Genomic DNA, 16,479 nt, shown 5'->3' on the forward strand with positions numbered 1-16,479 from the left:
GGGAGAGTAGGTCGATGCCAGGAATTTACTACGGACGTCCATGTCCTTCGGGGTTTCACCCCCGTCGATATCGACGTTCAAATCGACTATCCTGTCGATTTGTAACACAAAGCCCCGCCGTTGAGAGAAATCTCCGGCGGGGCTTTTTTTTTATGCCTCTGCCCGAGCTGATACAAATCATATTGCCATACCTTTCAGCGCATCAGTGCAATCACAATGCCTGATTCAGCCTTGCCAACATTTGACCATGACTCGTACTCCGGTATCGGACGCGATTCTTCTATGCTGAGAATTCCTGTCGACAGCAGCATGATTTACAGACAGTTTACCCTGTGTTTGGGGTAACCGGGTGTATTATTTCTGTTGTGAAAGAGGGGAAGGACGATGGTCGTATCGGGTATGAAATGCGGATGGATATTTGCAGGATTCACACTGCTGCCCCTGTTAAGCGGCTGCGAAGCGAGTATGATGCATTTGGCCGTGCCTCAGGGGATTGCGAACAAGACCGAGCTGCTTGCCGTAAAAGATCGTAGTCCATTTATGCCTGATTCCGGTTTTTCTCTTGGTGAGTACACCGTCTCCGGAGCACAGCGTGGCTGGACCACTTCGACAACCGAAGAGGTCGGGCCGATATCGAGTCGGGTTAGTTCAGGCAGCTATACCTACACGCTCGCCAAAGGAAATCAGCTGTTCACCGGTAAGTGTACGACCGGTTTAATTGATAAGCATGTTGATCTCGGTGATGGCTGGGAGATTGGCAATAACCAGAACGGAGTCAGCTGTAGTTGCGGCGATCAGGCCAGGTTGGTGCTCAGTACCGCAGCTCTGGACAGCACCGGTGTGAGCTATGAAGCCAATGGTAAACAGGCGACGGTGCAGCCTGCCGGTGTGACTTACAACGGCCGATTATTTATCGGTGAGAAACAGTTTGATCTCACCACGCTTCATGAGGTGGATGGTGGCATCCACTTGCCGGAACCTGCGGGATATCGGGTGACCAGTGGCCAGGATGTTGGCGCTATGGTGGAGGTGCTTACACCCGGCAGGATGTGGCTGGACAAAGGGTTGAGCCATCAGACTGCCGATTCGATGCGCTGTCTGTTGACCGGGTTAATGTTTTTTCGTTCAGAGTAATCCGGCTTCTGATGATGTATGGGGCGTGTGCGACTTTTCAGTGGCGCCTGTCTGCATGTGATTGTTCCGGGGCATGGGGCGGAGATGAATCATGGATATAGATGCACTCACATATGCGGCGGGAACATCAGGAAATAGCCCAGATTGTAATATCCATGCAGCAGGATCGATGGAACAATCCATCCCTGATAGCGATCACGGAAGTAACCGAAGATCATCGAAGGCGGAATAACCAGCAGGGCCATAAGCAGCCCATGTTGCGGTATGTGCGCTGCTGAAAAGAGCAGGCTGGTGAGGAGATTGGCCAGCGTGACTTGCAGACACTTTTTTTGCATGAAAGGGTGATCAATCAGTTTACCCTGAATGAGGCCTCTGAATACACTTTCCTCTATAAACGGGTAGAGCAGGATCAGAAACATAAAACCGGTTGGGTCGCGCAACGGCCAAAAGATGTCGACATTTGCCTGCTCACTCAGGCTGAGCATGGCCCAGAGCGGCAGCGGCAGACATAAAGCTGCATACCACTGTTTGTCATGCAGGGATCGTGTGGTGGTATTGCTATACATGATGCAGTGGATCGCGCTGATACAGAGCCGGCGGTCGTTTCAGGCCGGCGCTAATGGATGCAGCCACTGACTCAGCCGGATCAGTGGCAAGCCGATCAGGGCAGTGGGATCTTCCCCCTCCATTTTCTCAAACAGGCTGATGCCGAGCCCTTCAGATTTGAAGCTGCCGGCACAATCGACGGGCTGTTCAATGCTGATATAGCGGTGAATTTCATTCGCGGTCAGGTGGCGGAAATAGACATGGTAGGGAATGGTTTCATAGCGCTCCCCTGCGCTTGTCAGCAGACACAGGCCGGTCAGAAATGTGACCCGCTGCCCGGACAGCATATGCAGTTGAGCCGCTGCATTTTCAATGGATCCCGGTTTGCCCAGTACATGCTCTCCGCACAGTGCCAGCTGGTCCGAGCCGATGATGGTCGCGTCCGGGTGATCCGCCAATACAGCACGGGCTTTGCCCATGGTATTGTGGCGTACAAGTTCAGTCGCTTCCATGCTGCCGGGGACGGCTTCGATAAAGGCAGGCGCAACCTGTTCAAAGGGGATGGTCAGCCGCTGCAGCAGCGCACGTCGATAGGGTGACGTAGAGGCAAGAATGAGCGTCATTCAGGATGCCTGGTTCAACATGATGTGCCAGAAAAACAGGGCGGCAGATGCCATGGTATCTCTGCTCCAGGCAGGCCACAGGTGCCATTCGCTTACGTTGTGCCATAAGCCTGCAGCAGCCCTCAGGCTGTGTAGCGCAAACATCAGAGCCATCAACCACGTGCCATCAGGCAGGCGAAGGGCGATGGATACCCCGAGTACTGTCAGGCAGATCCAGGCTGAGGTGACAAAGGGCCAGGAGGGGGCCTTGCGATAGCCGATGATTGAGTCGGCGGTCACCGAGCAGAGCAGAATTGCAGCAGCCATGACCATCCATATCTGGTGAATGTTGATAGCAGGGTTCAGGCCATGGTCACTATACAGTTGCAGCGGCCATATCACTACGGGAATGAGCAGGGCTACGCTGATGGCGATGTAGGTTTGAATCGGTGAAATGATGTTTTCGAGTTTGCTAGAACTCATCGCCTGATGGTTGCTCGGGAATGATGGCCGGCTCACCCGGAATGGCGTATTCACCGCTGGCCCAGCATCCCAAATCAATCAGTTTGCAACGCGGCGTACAGAACGGGAAAGCCTCTGCATCGCGGGCTACCGGTTTTTTGCATGTCGGACAGCGGAACGCCGGCAGATGATGAACGTCAGCCGGCATTATATCCCACCGGAACAAGCATCATTTTATATGGCTGATCCTCTTCGCAATCACGGGGCGGAGAGGCAGGGCTCCATATCTGAAAACGAATACGTATAGCCAGGCGGTTGCCTGAAATATCCGGCATGGTTCCGAGAGCGACGGCATCGGCAGGCAGGGCCACAACGAGCAGTCCGTAGGATTTACCTTTTTCCGGTGTGATGTGGCCTGTACCATGTTTTGCCACGCACGATTGCCATTGCACGAAGTTGTTGAACATGCTGTCCAGGCTGTCGACGGCCTCATAGAGGGGAAGCAGAGCCTCCCGCAACGGGGTAGTGCGCGGTGAGGAGTCCTGCCAGATGGTCTGTATGCTCTGCTGCATGCAGAGCTTATGGCCGAGCCAGTCATGTTTTTTCTGGGTGTTGAGATAGGCATTGATCAGAGCATCTTCAGCCAGAATATGCGTTGCCTCAGGCAGGCCCGGTTGCAGCAGTTCAATATGGCCGTTGATCTTGTCACAGGTGCGCTGAATACCCTCGCTGTACTGCGGTGCATCTTTGGCCAGTTGCTGAAGATACGCACGCATTTCGATCAGCAGGGTAACAATTTCAGGAACAGCATTTTTTCGCCCCTGATCACCGAGAAGGGAGGCGCGCAGGTCGCAGGCGGCATGAAGCCAGCTCTGGCCATGGGCTGTTTCACGGGCGGTTTCCAGGCTGCGCAAGGCGTCGCGCAGTTCGATAAACGAACGCATGCGCGGACTCAGTGCGAATGAAAATTGAACCATTTCTGTCATGCATGTCCTCTCAGCTGTGGCAACTCATCCGAACAGTGAATATGCCATTGCTGTGTAGCTTCCACCTGCCAATCCTGCCAGCGATTACAGGCAACCACTACGATTGTTTTAGATTTTCGTGCCCAGCCGGCAATATCGCTGATCAAGTCGGCCGCATCATCATGCGACAGGTTGTCGGTCGGATTATCCAGCAGTGCGAGCACGGGCCCGGCCATGTTCATGCTGGCCAGTATCAGACGCACCGACTGCAAACGGTTGAGCGTCGATGGTGGCGTGCGTGCGGTGATGCCCTCCTGCAAGCCCCAGTCAGCCAGGGTTTTCATGATTTCTGCCGGTTCAGGCTGTCTGCCCAGGCCAAAGGTCATCTCATCATGGACACTCTGCCCCAGCCACATGGCCGGCCACTGGTCAAACAGCATGCGTACAGGCCACGATTGCAGCGGCATGCCATCAATATCCGCTGCTATGCCGGCAGGAAATGGCTCCAGTCCCGCCATGCGTTGCAGCCACAGGGATTTACCACAGCCATTCTTGCCGGTGACAAGGATGATATCGCCGCTTGTTGCATGGCAATCGCCCATGCTGAAATGGTGTGTGGCAGTATTGTTCACGAGATGAGCTCAGGCATGATGGTCTGGTGTTATCCTGTCGACCCGGAGAGTCGTAAAGCTGGAGCGGGTGAAGGGAATCGAACCCTCGTATGCAGCTTGGGAAGCTGCCGTTCTACCATTGAACTACACCCGCATGCATGAGAGCAGGGCGCATTATCGCTTTTCCGGAGGGAATGGCAAATCGGTGGTCAGTTACAGGTGGCTGATGCGCCTGCTTCCGCATGTTTCCAGATGCACTGGCCGCCGCTTTCCTTGTGAATTCTGTCCAGCATCGATTGATGGGCGGCAGCGTCCTCGTGTGGTATGGACAGGCTTTTTCTGCGCATCAGGGTTGCTGTTTCCGCTTTCTCTACCCGTCCGCGCGATTGCTCGGGCATTTGTGCAAAGCTGGAGGCAGGCAGGCTTGGAATATCCATGCCGAGTGAAAACTGACGGCCGCCGGTCATGGCGAGATATACCTCGGCCAGCAGCTCCGAATCCAGCAGCGCACCATGCAGCTCGCGGTGGCCACGTTCGATGTTGTAGCGGTCACACAGAGCATCAAGGTTGTTTTTCTGATGTGGGTGTTTTTTGCGGGCAAATGCCAGTGTATCGATGACCGGCATATGACGGATATCGGCAAAGCCTCCCAGATGCAGCTCGTTCATGATAAAGCCAAGGTCGAATGAGGCGTTGTGAATGACCAGGGTGGCACCATCGATAAAGTCGAGAAACTGCTGGGCAATATCCCTGAATTTGGGCGCATCTTTTACTTTGGCATTGTCGATACCATGAATGCGTACAACTTCAGCAGGAATATCGCGCTCAGGATTGATGTAGTGGTGGAAAACGTGACGGTCACCTGAAAGCACCTTGCGATTGAGTACTTCGATGGCACCGATTTCCACCATACGGTCGCCATTGAGTGGCGAGAGGCCTGTAGTTTCGGTATCAAGCATGATCAATCGCATTGCCGCAGTATAGTTGTGATTTCGATTCTGCCAATGGTGCAGGGGGCATGGTGTTGAGTATCAGTCACACCGGCGTGAAGGAATAAAAAAAGGACCTGCGTTTTCGCAGATCCTTTTCTGTTGGTGGTGGGCAGGGAGGGAATCGAACCCCCGACACGAGGATTTTCAGTCCTCTGCTCTACCGACTGAGCTACCTGCCCTCAGTCGCCCCTCTCGGGAGCGCGCATTATGGGGAAAAAAATATCGGATGCAAGCACAATTTATTCGATTGAAATCAGAGCAGTGATTTTTCTACAGGAGATGCAGCCACTGGCTGATAAAATCGGTGCAAAGAAGCAGCAGCCATAGCCAGAGCAGGATAATAGATACGGTGATGATCGGGCTGAATGCGCTCTTCATCATGAGTGGCTGATCTGCCTGTTGCAGGCACTGCTGCCATACCTGATCGGGAATCATGCGTATCACCAGTGCAACACCCAGTGGCAGAATGATGAGGTCATCAAGGAGTCCGATGACCGGTATAAAGTCGGGAATCAGGTCAATCGGGCTCAGGGCATAAGCGACAAGCAGGGCAATCAGAATACGGGCGGCCAGCGGAGTGTGTTGATCGCCAGCCGCCAGATAGAGGGCTTTGGTGGATCGTTTGAGTGTCGTCGCCTGGTTTTTCAGGCGCTGGAGCAAGCCTGGCTCCGCCCATCGGATGGCAGGAGATAGTTGCCATCAAAGATCCGGCTGACACTTCCTTCCAGAATCAGGTTCTCCGGTGTTCCTGATACCTGGACCCGGCCGCCGGGCATCTCGATGATGAGCGGGCGGACCAGCTGATCCATATGCCAGATGGCACTGGCGGTGGCACAGGCACCGGATCCGCACGCCGGTGTGTGACCGGCTCCGCGTTCGATAATATCAATCCATATATGATCAGCAATCTGACCGGTAATGATTTCAATGTTGGTGTCAGTCGGGAAGCTTTCGGTGGCCTCGAAAAAGACACGGTGCTCATTGCCAATATTTACATCGACATGGGCATCTGTTGTGCCGGTGATATTCGCCGCACCCATTTCAACACGTACGCCAAGCTGGCTGCGTGACGTTTTTACGATGCGGTCAGCCAGGGCGATGGTGGCGGTGTTCTGGTCGCCAAGCTGCATCAGCAGCTCACCGGCACAGCGCAAACCATTGCCACAGTTGGCTGCTTCCGAACCATCATTATTGAAGATCCGCATCCGAGCATCAGCCACGTCGTCGGGCAACAATACCAGCAGCTGATCGCAACCTATGCCGTAGCGGCGCTCGGTAATCTGCCGGGCGAATGCCTCGGTCAGCTCGGGCAGCTCGCAGGTCAGTCCATTGAGCAGGACAAAGTCGTTTCCCTGTGCCTGCATTTTGGTAAACGGAAGTTGATTCATATCGATGCCACCGGAGTTTCACAGCGAGGGGCGACCGGCAAGGCTGTGGAGCATTGGTGCCGGTGCGTCGCTGCGGTTGATATTGGATTGCGTGAATACGGGCTCAAGGGTGACCGTGTTCGACTTCAATGGTTGTATAAAGACCGCCACGGACATTGAACACCGCCTGAATTTTCAGGTAGCGGGGGGCAAGCAGCGTGATCAGGTCATTGGCGATCATGTTGGTGACCTTTTCATGAAAGTGTCCCTCATCGCGGAAGCTCCAGTAGTAGAGCTTCAATGATTTAAGCTCCACGCACTGCTGATCAGGCACATAATCCAGTTTGATTTCAGCAAAGTCAGGCTGCCCCGTTTTCGGGCACAGGCAGGTGAATTCCGGTGTATCAATGCGGATATGATAATTACGCTCAGGATTCGGGTTTTCAAATGTTTCCAGAAATTTGGTCGGCCGGTTGATTACGGCACCAAGCTTTTCATTCATGGCTGGACCTCAAAGTGTTTAATAATATCGGTGTAAATAGCAGTCAGTGTGGTCAGTTCATGCAGTGCAACCTGTTCACCGACCTGATGAATGGTACTGTTGGTGGTACCCAACTCTGCCACAGGAATCCCCGCAGCAGCCAGAAAGCGGCCATCGGAGGTACCGCCACCGGTGTCCCGCAGGGTTTCGATGCCGGCAATACGCTGTATGCTGGTGCAGATCTGATCAAGGAAAGGACCATCGGCGGTTGAGAACGCAGTGGCAACGTGATCAAACGACAGCGTGACATCGCAATCGGCACAGGCGGATTCAATCGCCGCTTTAATCTCTTCAAAGCGGTTGCCCGGATTGTAGCGGATGTCGATGAACGCATTGCAGTGACCGGGGATGACATTGGATGCACCGGTTCCGCCGTTGAGGTTGGTGATCTGACAGCTGGTGGCAGGAAACCCTGTAGCAGGGACTCCCCAGTCGATAGCGGCAATACGGGAGAGCGCCGGGGTGGCCCGGTGAATCGCATTGTCTGCATCTTGCGGATAGGCCGAGTGTCCCTGTTTACCATGGAATACCGCTTTGATTTGCACGACGCCACGTCGACCCCTGCGAATGGTGTCGCCGACCTTTTCCGAGCAGGAGGGTTCACCAATGATGACCGCATCCGGCAGTTTGTTGTGTGCCTGCAGGTATTCAACCATACGTATGGTTCCATCGACCGATTCTCCCTCCTCGTCAGAGGTGATCAGCAGTTGAATGGTTGGCATGGGGGTGTAGCTGCTGCACAAATCGGCCACAGCGGCAATCCAGCAGGCAATCGCACCTTTCATGTCCTGGGCGCCGCGGCCATGCAAAATATCATCAACGATGGTGGCCGAGAACGGCGGGTATGGCCACTGTTCGACCGGACCTGTCGGTACGACATCGGTATGGCCGGCAAAGGCCAGTGTTCCACCGAGCTCACCCTGACGCGTATAGATGCTGTTAATGACGTCGCCTGCGTCCACCTGCGTACGAACAAAGCCAAGCGGGGCAAGCAGGGAGGCAATATAATTCTGACATCCGCCATCGTCCGGGGTCACAGACGGGCGCTGAATCAGTTTTGCTGCAATGTTTTTTGCAATATCAGACATGACGCTACCCTAATCAAAAGCGCTGGCCGGTGGTACTACCAAATCCCTTGCCGTTGATGTGCTGCTTTGACTTCTGTGGCCTGAATCTTGCTGTTGCTGTTTATCCTTAACAGGGCGCCGCGGCCTGGTAAGTCGGGCATGGCATGTTTGTTGTCAGGAGAAGCAGGATGAAAACAGCTCAGCTTAGTTGGTCCGAACAATCAGGTTGGAGTTTGCCGCCTGACCCGCTGCCGGATGCCGGTTTGGTCATGGTTTTTTCCAATGATCCGTATTTCAGAAGTGAGAGCTGCTTTTCCGGCTTGCGAGCCCTGTTTCCGGAGGCGCATATTGTCGGTTGTTCCTCTGCCGGCAGTGTCCAGGGGGTCGAAATCAGCGATGACGGTGTGGTCGCGACAGCCATCAAGCTGGAGCGCTCCTCCTTGCGTATCGCCGCTGTCGATGTCGATGCAGGCGTCAGTGCCTGCGATATTGGCGAGAAGCTGATTGCCGGACTGGCTGCGCCCGATCTGCGCCATGTTTTTGTCCTTTCCGATGGCATGCGTGTCAATGGCAGTGATTTGGCCAGAGGCCTGAATAAGGCGGGGGTTGCCGTGACCGGCGGACTGGCGGGAGATGGTGAGCGCTTTCAGAGCACATGGGTGATGGCCGATGCCCCGGCCAGGGAAGGTGTGATCGTGGCAGTGGGTTTTTATGGTCCGATCACTGTCAGCAGTGGCTGTTTTGCCGGCTGGGTGGAGTTCGGCACAGATCGAATCGTGACCCGCTCCGAGGGTAATGTGGTGTATGAAATCGATGATCAGCCGGCCTTACAGCTGTATAAACGCTATTTGGGCGAGCAGGCGGACGGCTTGCCTTATAGCGGGTTGCGATTCCCGCTAAGTATTCAGGCGAGCAAGGATGACCTGCCTTTGACGCGGACATTGCTGGCTGTGGATGAAGAGGCGAACAGTCTGACCTTTGCCGGTGATGTGCCACAGGGCTATGTCTGCAAACTGATGCAGGCGAATCTGGACAGTCTGATTGACAGTGCCGGCCAGGCGGCTGAATCGGCCATGCCGGATCAGACGTCGCGGGATGGCTTGTGCCTGTTGGTCAGTTGTGTCGGCCGGCGCCTGGTGATGGGGCAGTTGATCGAGGAGGAGCTTGATATTGTCCGGGAGCGGCTTGGCGAGGGGATGGCGATGACCGGTTTTTATTCCTATGGCGAACTGGCTCCTTTCAGCGGGCTGATGCAATGTCAGTTGCATAACCAGACCATGACCCTGACCACACTGTACGAGTAGGTTGTATGCATCGTTTACTGGAACGTCAGTTAAAACGCATTCTGGGAGCAAACTATGTGGTGGATGCACCCATGCAGCGCCTGCTGGATGTGGTTGACAGTTATTATCATGAGGCCGAGAAAGAGCAGCGACTGTTAAAAAATGCGCTGATTGTAAATACCGAAGAGTTGAATGCGGTCAATGAGCGTGTGCGTATCCAGAATGCGGAACTGATGCGTACGTTGTTGAATACGCTGAGTGATGGCGTGTATGCCACCGACTTGCAGGGTAATCTCACCTTTATGAATGCTGCTGCAGAGCAGGTGCTTGGCTGGAGTGAGCAGGAGTTGATCGGGCGTCCTGCCCATGATGCGGTGACCTTCTCCCCGGATGGTAAGCAGCTTGTGGCGCCGCGCATGCCGCATCTGAAGGTGCTGGCGGGTGGCGAACCATCGGAGGGGGTTTGCGAGCTGAACTGCCGGGAAGGGCGGGTTGTGCCGGTCGAGTATCGGGCGAGGCCGATTATGCTGGATGGCAGTATGAACGGTGCCCTCGTCTCTTTTCAGGATATCAGTGCCAGACAACAGGCAGAGGATGATCTGCGCAAGGCATATGCGCGTATCCAGGAAACCGTGGCGGAGCTCGAGTTTCAGAAGAATGCACTGGATCAGCATGCCATTGTCAGCATTACCGATGCCAGTGGTAAAATTATCTATGCCAATGACAGGTTTGTCGCGGTCAGCCAGTACTCGCATGCACAGCTGATTGGCGAGGATCATCGCATACTGAATTCCGGCTACCACTCGCGCGAGTTTTTTAAGCAGATGTGGGAGACGATTGCACGGGGAAAAATCTGGCATGGAGAGGTCCGTAATCGTCGCAGGGATGGCTCCTTTTACTGGGTAGAGTCGACCATTGTCCCTTTCATGGATGAGCAGGGCCGGCCGCAGCGTTATATCGCCATCCGCACCGATATTACCGATCGCAAAAACAACGAGATTGCGGCCCGGATGGCTCGCGAGCGCCTTGATCTTGCGCTGGAGGGGTCCAGCCAGGCGTTGTGGGATCTCGATGTGGTGGCCGACCGCGTCTATCTGAGTGATCGCTGGTCGCTGATTGTAGGCGGCAAAAAAGAGGAGTCGCTGATGCGCTCCGGTGAATTTATCGGTCGGGTTCACCCTGATGATCAGCAGAATGTCCGGATGCAGCTGGGAGAGGTCCTGCTGGGGAAGATGGCCGAGCTTTCGATTGAATTTCGCTGTGCCCATCAGCGTGGCGGCTGGGTATGGGTATATAGCCATGGCAAGGTCGTTGAGCAAGACGGTCACGGCCATGCACTGCGCATGACAGGAACCAATGCGGATATCACCGAGCGCAAGCAGGCGGAGGAGGCGCTGCTGAAGTCCGAGACAAAGCTGCGGACGTTGTATGACTCCACCAGTGATGCGGTGATGCTGCTTGATGAAAAGGGCTTTTTTGATTGCAACCATGCGGCTTTGCAGATGTTCGGCTGCCCGACGAAGGAGCTGTTTTGCAGCAAACATCCGGCCGAGCTTTCACCGCCACAGCAGGCGGATGGCCGGGATTCGGTCGTTCTTGCCAATAGTATGATTGCCAGGGCGATGGAAGCGGGAGGGCACCGCTTTGAGTGGCTGCACAAAAGATTGGATGACGATTCGGTGTTTGATGCGGATGTGCTGCTTAACAGCATGGAGCTTGATGGCCGCATGGTGTTGCAGGCGACGGTGCGCGATATTACCGAGCGCAAGCGGGCTGAAGAGCAGCTGCGCTCGGCCAAGGAGGCTGCCGAGGCTGCAAGTCGGGCGAAAAGTGAATTTCTGGCCAATATGAGCCATGAGATTCGCACGCCGATGAATGGCATTATCGGGATGACGGAGTTGGCGCTGGATACAGAGCTGGGGCCGGAGCAGCGTGAGTTCCTCGGTATGGTGAAGTCTTCGGCCGACTCGTTATTGACGATTATCAATGATATTCTTGATTTCTCAAAGATCGAATCGGGCAAGCTTGATATGGAGGAGATCGAGTTCTCCCTGGAGTATATGTTACGCGATACGATGAAGTCGATGGCTGTCCGCGCCCATCAGAAAGGGCTGGAGCTATTGCTGCATATCGCGCCGGATGTGCCTGACCGGCTGATGGGGGACCCGGGCCGCCTGCGGCAGGTGATTGTGAACCTGATCGGTAATGCGATTAAATTTACCGCTGAGGGTGAGGTGGAGCTTGCGGTGCGCAGCCTCTCTTTCCGGGCCGATATGGCCAGGCTCTGCTTTAGCGTGAGAGATACCGGTATAGGGATTCCTCCCGATAAATTTAACTCGATTTTTGAATCATTTTCTCAGGTGGATGCATCAACCACGCGTCATTATGGCGGAACTGGATTGGGGCTGACGATTTCGTCGCAGATTGTCGAGCTGATGGGGGGGGCATTTGATCTTGAGAGTGAGCTCGGCAAGGGCAGTACCTTTTTCTTTACCCTTGAGATGAAAGCTGTTTCGGCCCGTACCTTTTCCGATTATCAGCAGACGGGCAGTGTGGCCAATTTGTCGGTGCTGGTTGTGGACGATAATGCCGCCAATCGCTGTTTGTTACATGAGATGTTAAGTAGCTGGCATATGCGCCCGGTGGTTGTGGAAAGTGGCCGGGCCATGTTGACCGAGCTTGAGCGGGCCTCGGCGGCCGGTACGCCTTATGCGCTGACGCTGCTGGATGTGCATATGCCGGAGATGGATGGATTCTCTCTGGCGGAGAAGATTCATCAGACCCCTGAGTATGCCGTCAGGGTGGTGATGATGCTGACATCCGAAGGTCAAAGAGGCGATGCAGCGCGGTGCAGGGAGCTTGGTGTCGCCAGCTACCTGGTGAAGCCGGTATCCCAATCCGAACTGCTTGATGCCATGATGACGGCTCTGGGAGAGCCACACCAGAAGAGTGCCACGCTGATTACCCGCCATACGGTGCGGGAGGCTCGCAACAGGCTCAACTTGTTGCTGGCAGAGGATAATGCCGTGAACCAGTTGCTGGCAGTGCGTCTGCTCGAAAAGTTGGGGCACAGGGTGACGGTGGCAAATAATGGTATCGAGGCAATTCAGCACTGGCAGACCGGCTGGTTCGATGCCATCCTGATGGATGTCGATATGCCCGAAATGGGGGGCTATGAGGCGAGTGAGCGCATTCGGCAACTTGAACAGGTGAGCGGAGAGCATATTCCGATTGTTGCCATGACCGCTCATGCCATGCAGGGCGCGCGTGAAGCCTGCCTTGCTCATGGTATGGACAGCTATCTGACCAAGCCGATTGATACGGATGCGCTATGGCGAGAGCTGGAGGCGCTGGCGGAATCGATTCGGGGTGGTGAAAAGAGCGTTGAGCCGGTGCTTGATCGTACCGTAAGGCATCGAGCTGCACAGGTGGTGAACTTTGATGATGTGCGAGAGCTGGTTGATGGTGATCGCGGTGTGTTTGAGGAGCTGGTCGGCATTTTTCTGACAGATGTTCCCCGCCATCTTCAGGGCATCAGGGATGGCATCCGTTGCGAAGATGCGGAAGCTGTTCGTCACAGCGCCCACACATTGAAGGGGACGGTGGGGATTTTTGCTGCCGAGCGAACGATTCAGGCGGCCGTGGTTGTGGAGCAGAAGGCCGGTCAGCCTGATATAGAAGAGGCTGTTCTTGAACTGGAGGCGGCGGTCGCCGAGCTGGTTACCGCCATTGAGGGCTATCACTGGTCGTAACGAGGTGCGTGATTGTCCAGTCGTATGAAGCTTTCACAGCGGCGTGTCAGGGAGGTAAACAGCGTGTTGGCTGCTGCCAGCTGTTCAATCCGCAGTATGGTGGGGCTGGATACGTCGCTGTAGCACTCCATAAATGTAACTTTTTCATTCTCCTTGCGTACATACAGCTTGCCACGCACGCCGGCCTCTGTTTCAACGACATCCATCCATGCCAGCAGTGCAGGCTCCAGCTCCTCACTCGCATGGTACCAGACAAATGCATCAGGCATGGCAGGGCTCAATCACCTGGATGGTGGCGCCATTTTCCAGCTGCAGGTTGGCCCGGGTGGCGACCGTTTCAATCGGTAGCAGGGCTATGCCGATGCAATTATCTTCGTGATCAATGGCGGCAGAGCGCAGTTCTCCGACAGCTGCGGTGGTGTGGATTTTACAGGGCAGGTGGTCAGGCTTGCTGCTGAGGCTGACCCGGTAGAGCTTCTTTTTAATGCCGCCACGCCAGTGCATGCGGCTGGTGATTTCCTGGCCAACATAGCAGCCTTTATCAAAGCTGACGCCGTCAAACTCGATCAGATTTGCATTCAGCGGGTGCATGCTTTCATCCCATTCGATGCCAAAGTCAGGAAAGCCGCGAATGATCCGCATGGCCTCAAATGCGCTCTCCTCAACCTCCGGTTGCTGACTTAAAAATGTGCTGATCATGGCCCGGTTGCTGATCACCCAGTAACCGCGTGGCTGCTCAGGCATGACGATGGCATAGCTTTCAGGGCTGCTGTTGCGGCTGCAGGCAAGCCATCCGCCATCGGGTTCTGTCAGGCCGAATGTCGGTAGTGGCGCATGCGCATGGGCTCCCTGTAGTGAGCAGATGGCAAGCGATTCAACGATGCCGATACGCAGCTGATGGCCGAGTGCAAACCGGCGCAGTCGGGCCACGGTGGCTTCTGCTTTTGTGGCCGGCGTGAGCAGCAGCAGTTCATCACCCTCTCCCTGCACAATATACAGCTCTGAGACAGCTTTACCCTGCGGGGTGAGAAGGGCACTGTGAATCGCCGTTGCGGGCGTTAGTTTTTTGATATCCTGAGTGATTTGTCCCTGCAGGTATTCGCGAATGGTCGGGCCGGATGCTTTCAGCACGGACCAGCTCGGGCGCAGGCAAACTGCACAGCCGTTAAGCAGCTGGTCGGCCGCTTGTGCGGTGAGGGAGGGCAATGGATTGCTCATGGGCGCATTGTAGGGCGCGGCTTGCGGCAGTGAAAGTTCCGTGCTCTGGGGGTATTGCCCTGCGAAGCCATGGTGGCGTTGCCGCGCTCTGTCATGTGCGGTTTGCAGTACTCCCGTTATGCTTGGCCAATCTGTTCAGGGGGACGTTCGTATGGTGAAGCGCGTCAAGCTATCCAATAATGGGAAACGCAAGCTGGCTCAGTTGCTGAGCGGGGCCAGCCACGCTTTGCAGCAGGGGGATTTGGACGGTTGTCTTCATGCATGTGATCAGATTGAGCAGCTCTGGCCGACCCATCCGGATCAGCTGCATCTGCGCGGGCTGGTGGCGATGGCTACCGGTGAGCTTGAGCAGGCCGAGCTTTTTTTGCGCCAGGCAACTGAGGCAGCACCAGCCCGGGCCGATGTGCTAGCCAGCCTTGGCAACGTCCTCCTGCACCGCAGCGATACAGATGCGGCCCTGATTTGCTACCGCAGGGCATTGCAGCTTGACGGTCACGATATCGCCAGCCACCTCGGTCTTGCCGCAGCCATGATGGTGCTGGAGCAGCATGAGCAGGCGATTGAGCTGCTGGAGCAGGCTCGCAAGCGCAAGCCGGGGGATACGGCAATTCGCATGGGCCTGTTTCAGGCCTGCCATGCTGCCAATCGCTATGCGGATGCTCGCCGGCATCTGGAGGCGATTGTTGCACGGGAGCCGGATCATAGTGAGGCCCGCTATGGCCTGGCCGTTCTGGCACTTGAAAGCGGAGAGCTGGCCGATGCCGACCGGCACATTCGTCTGGCGATTCGTCTGAATCCGTTTTATGCCGATGCGTGGCTTGTGCTGGCGGATCTGCGCACCATAGAGGCCGCCGATGAGGGTGATGTGCAGTTGATGCGACAGGTCTATCAACAGTGCCCGGCAGACAGCGATGCCCGTATGAAGATGGCATTCGCCCTGGCCAAGGTGATGGATGATCTGGCTGATTATGATGCTGCGTTTGCCCTGTTGCAGGAGGCGCATGCGATCCGGCGTAGTCAATGCATGTTTGATGTGGAGGCGGAGGTGGCAGCACTTGCCGCTGTTCAGACCGTGATGACGCAGGCGTTGGTGAATGATTGCGTGGTTGATGACCACCCGGCATGCCTTTTTGTCATTGGTATGCCCCGTTCAGGGACAACGCTGGTGGAGCAGGTGCTGGCGATGCATCCGGCCGTGACGGCGCTCGGTGAAAATGGTCATTTTGAAGCGGCGGTTCGCGATGTGCTGGGCTGCACCCGGCTGCCGTCGCCGGCACAGTTGAGTGTGCTCTCTGCTGATCAGTGTGCCGCCATCGGTGCCCGTTATCTGGCGCGTATTGAGCATATGCACGGGCGGCAAGCCTGTTACTGTGACAAGACACTCAGTCATGTCGCGCTGGTCGGACTGATTCACCGGGCCTTGCCGCACGCCCGCTTTGTTCATGTGCATCGCCACCCTCTGGATACCGCGCTGTCGATCTATAAAAACAATTTGCAGGGTGCCTATTTCGGTTATGCGCATGATCTTGCCGAGCTGGCATGCTATTTCGCGGCCAGTCAGGCGTTGCTGACACACTGGCGAAAGATATTGCCGGCAGGGCTGTTTTGTGAGCTGGAGTATGAACAGCTGGTTCGTTCACAGGAGGAGCAGACACGTACGCTGCTTGCTTCTTGCGGTCTGGAGTGGAGTGAAGAGTGTCTGCACTTTCAGCGGGCAAGTCATGCCGTTCAGACGGCAAGTGCCGTGCAGGTGCGCAAGCCATTGTCATCCCGTTCGATTGGTGGCTGGCGTCACTATCGACGGCATCTGATGTCGTTGCAGGCGCTGGCGCCAGAGGATCTGATGGCCGGCTAAGTCGGCCATGCATGAACGGAACGATCCTGTTTTTGGTCAACAGGGGCGGGTGTGCTGTGTGATGGCTGCTAATGAATGCGTCAC

General features: G+C 55.5%; 17 protein-coding genes and 2 tRNA genes. 4 read left to right on the plus strand and 15 right to left on the minus strand.

The annotated features are described in order from the left end of the window. Positions 1–480: 480 nt before the first annotated feature. On the plus strand, positions 481–1,134 hold the full coding sequence (locus FEF65_RS00005) for a hypothetical protein (protein ID WP_161595132.1): 654 nt from the start codon (positions 481–483) through the stop codon (positions 1,132–1,134). 107 nt (positions 1,135–1,241) lie between these two features. Here the strand turns inward: FEF65_RS00005 and mrtJ are convergent, their stop codons facing one another. From mrtJ to dapE, 13 genes are all read right to left on the minus strand, one after another. Next, entirely contained in the window at positions 1,242–1,700 is a 459-nt protein-coding gene (gene mrtJ / locus FEF65_RS00010; RefSeq protein WP_138237747.1) for a JDVT-CTERM system glutamic-type intramembrane protease MrtJ, read from the minus strand. A gap of 39 nt (positions 1,701–1,739) precedes the next feature. Next, the gene (locus tag FEF65_RS00015; RefSeq protein ID WP_138237748.1) at positions 1,740–2,303 is read right to left on the minus strand and encodes a Maf family protein; all 564 of its coding nucleotides are present in this window, start codon (positions 2,301–2,303) and stop codon (positions 1,740–1,742) included. Continuing rightward, positions 2,304–2,765, minus strand: a complete 462-nt coding sequence (locus FEF65_RS00020; protein ID WP_138237749.1) for a hypothetical protein — start codon at positions 2,763–2,765, stop codon at positions 2,304–2,306. After that, positions 2,755–2,952 (minus strand): DNA gyrase inhibitor YacG, encoded by a 198-nt coding sequence (locus FEF65_RS00025; protein WP_138237750.1) that lies wholly within the window; start codon positions 2,950–2,952, stop codon positions 2,755–2,757. Before FEF65_RS00025 ends, FEF65_RS00020 begins: the two co-directional genes overlap by 11 nt. Then, entirely contained in the window at positions 2,942–3,730 is a 789-nt protein-coding gene (locus tag FEF65_RS00030) for a hypothetical protein (RefSeq protein WP_138237751.1), read from the minus strand. Before FEF65_RS00030 ends, FEF65_RS00025 begins: the two co-directional genes overlap by 11 nt. Further along, on the minus strand, positions 3,727–4,311 hold the full coding sequence (locus FEF65_RS00035; protein ID WP_138237752.1) for an ATP-binding cassette domain-containing protein: 585 nt from the start codon (positions 4,309–4,311) through the stop codon (positions 3,727–3,729). Before FEF65_RS00035 ends, FEF65_RS00030 begins: the two co-directional genes overlap by 4 nt. Before the next feature lie 89 nt (positions 4,312–4,400). Beyond that, a tRNA-Gly gene (locus FEF65_RS00040) sits at positions 4,401–4,474 on the minus strand. Positions 4,475–4,529: 55 nt separating this feature from the next. Continuing rightward, the gene (gene dnaQ, locus FEF65_RS00045; protein WP_138237753.1) at positions 4,530–5,291 is read right to left on the minus strand and encodes a DNA polymerase III subunit epsilon; all 762 of its coding nucleotides are present in this window, start codon (positions 5,289–5,291) and stop codon (positions 4,530–4,532) included. A 124-nt stretch (positions 5,292–5,415) separates the two neighbouring features. Next, positions 5,416–5,491: transfer RNA gene (locus FEF65_RS00050), tRNA-Phe, on the minus strand. A 91-nt stretch (positions 5,492–5,582) separates the two neighbouring features. Continuing rightward, a complete protein-coding gene (locus FEF65_RS00055) occupies positions 5,583–5,972 on the minus strand; it encodes a YkvA family protein (protein WP_202978154.1) in 390 nt (129 codons plus the stop codon). Next, a complete protein-coding gene (locus FEF65_RS00060) occupies positions 5,957–6,700 on the minus strand; it encodes a diaminopimelate epimerase (protein ID WP_138237754.1) in 744 nt (247 codons plus the stop codon). Before FEF65_RS00060 ends, FEF65_RS00055 begins: the two co-directional genes overlap by 16 nt. A gap of 103 nt (positions 6,701–6,803) precedes the next feature. Continuing rightward, complete coding sequence (gene queF / locus FEF65_RS00065; protein WP_138237755.1) at positions 6,804–7,181, minus strand: preQ(1) synthase; 378 nt, start codon at positions 7,179–7,181, stop codon at positions 6,804–6,806. Further along, a complete protein-coding gene (gene dapE / locus FEF65_RS00070; protein ID WP_138237756.1) occupies positions 7,178–8,308 on the minus strand; it encodes a succinyl-diaminopimelate desuccinylase in 1,131 nt (376 codons plus the stop codon). The genes queF and dapE overlap by 4 nt, the downstream gene beginning before the upstream one ends. 167 nt (positions 8,309–8,475) lie before the next feature. Here dapE and FEF65_RS00075 point away from each other — a divergent pair, with 167 nt between their 5' ends. Beyond that, a complete protein-coding gene (locus FEF65_RS00075; RefSeq protein WP_161595133.1) occupies positions 8,476–9,591 on the plus strand; it encodes an FIST signal transduction protein in 1,116 nt (371 codons plus the stop codon). Between the two features lie 5 nt (positions 9,592–9,596). Beyond that, positions 9,597–13,322 carry a PAS domain S-box protein gene (locus tag FEF65_RS00080; RefSeq protein ID WP_138237758.1) on the plus strand — a complete coding sequence of 1,242 codons (3,726 nt, stop codon included), beginning with the start codon at positions 9,597–9,599 and terminating at the stop codon, positions 13,320–13,322. On the opposite strand, the gene FEF65_RS00085 is transcribed toward FEF65_RS00080, so the two are convergent. Further along, positions 13,310–13,591, minus strand: a complete 282-nt coding sequence (locus tag FEF65_RS00085; protein WP_138237759.1) for a hypothetical protein — start codon at positions 13,589–13,591, stop codon at positions 13,310–13,312. The genes FEF65_RS00080 and FEF65_RS00085 overlap by 13 nt on opposite strands. After that, entirely contained in the window at positions 13,584–14,540 is a 957-nt protein-coding gene (ygfZ, locus tag FEF65_RS00090; RefSeq protein ID WP_138237760.1) for a CAF17-like 4Fe-4S cluster assembly/insertion protein YgfZ, read from the minus strand. The genes FEF65_RS00085 and ygfZ overlap by 8 nt, the downstream gene beginning before the upstream one ends. A gap of 151 nt (positions 14,541–14,691) precedes the next feature. Here ygfZ and FEF65_RS00095 point away from each other — a divergent pair, with 151 nt between their 5' ends. Beyond that, complete coding sequence (locus FEF65_RS00095) at positions 14,692–16,395, plus strand: tetratricopeptide repeat-containing sulfotransferase family protein (protein ID WP_138237761.1); 1,704 nt, start codon at positions 14,692–14,694, stop codon at positions 16,393–16,395. Positions 16,396–16,479 lie beyond the last annotated feature (84 nt).

This window comes from Mariprofundus erugo (assembly GCF_005818865.1).
In the GTDB taxonomy this organism is placed as follows: Bacteria; Pseudomonadota; Zetaproteobacteria; order Mariprofundales; family Mariprofundaceae; genus Mariprofundus; species Mariprofundus erugo.

Coding starts and splice junctions, on each gene's coding strand:
- queF (WP_138237755.1), bottom strand. CDS start 7,181: ATGAATGAAAAGCTTGGTGCCGTAATCAACCGGCCGACCAAATTTCTG.
- FEF65_RS00020 (WP_138237749.1), bottom strand. CDS start 2,765: ATGAGTTCTAGCAAACTCGAAAACATCATTTCACCGATTCAAACCTAC.
- FEF65_RS00095 (WP_138237761.1), top strand. CDS start 14,692: ATGGTGAAGCGCGTCAAGCTATCCAATAATGGGAAACGCAAGCTGGCT.
- FEF65_RS00080 (WP_138237758.1), top strand. CDS start 9,597: ATGCATCGTTTACTGGAACGTCAGTTAAAACGCATTCTGGGAGCAAAC.
- mrtJ (WP_138237747.1), bottom strand. CDS start 1,700: ATGTATAGCAATACCACCACACGATCCCTGCATGACAAACAGTGGTAT.
- FEF65_RS00060 (WP_138237754.1), bottom strand. CDS start 6,700: ATGAATCAACTTCCGTTTACCAAAATGCAGGCACAGGGAAACGACTTT.
- FEF65_RS00075 (WP_161595133.1), top strand. CDS start 8,476: ATGAAAACAGCTCAGCTTAGTTGGTCCGAACAATCAGGTTGGAGTTTG.
- FEF65_RS00025 (WP_138237750.1), bottom strand. CDS start 2,952: ATGCCGGCTGACGTTCATCATCTGCCGGCGTTCCGCTGTCCGACATGC.
- ygfZ (WP_138237760.1), bottom strand. CDS start 14,540: ATGAGCAATCCATTGCCCTCCCTCACCGCACAAGCGGCCGACCAGCTG.
- dapE (WP_138237756.1), bottom strand. CDS start 8,308: ATGTCTGATATTGCAAAAAACATTGCAGCAAAACTGATTCAGCGCCCG.
- FEF65_RS00015 (WP_138237748.1), bottom strand. CDS start 2,303: ATGACGCTCATTCTTGCCTCTACGTCACCCTATCGACGTGCGCTGCTG.
- FEF65_RS00085 (WP_138237759.1), bottom strand. CDS start 13,591: ATGCCTGATGCATTTGTCTGGTACCATGCGAGTGAGGAGCTGGAGCCT.
- dnaQ (WP_138237753.1), bottom strand. CDS start 5,291: ATGCGATTGATCATGCTTGATACCGAAACTACAGGCCTCTCGCCACTC.
- FEF65_RS00030 (WP_138237751.1), bottom strand. CDS start 3,730: ATGACAGAAATGGTTCAATTTTCATTCGCACTGAGTCCGCGCATGCGT.
- FEF65_RS00035 (WP_138237752.1), bottom strand. CDS start 4,311: ATGGGCGATTGCCATGCAACAAGCGGCGATATCATCCTTGTCACCGGC.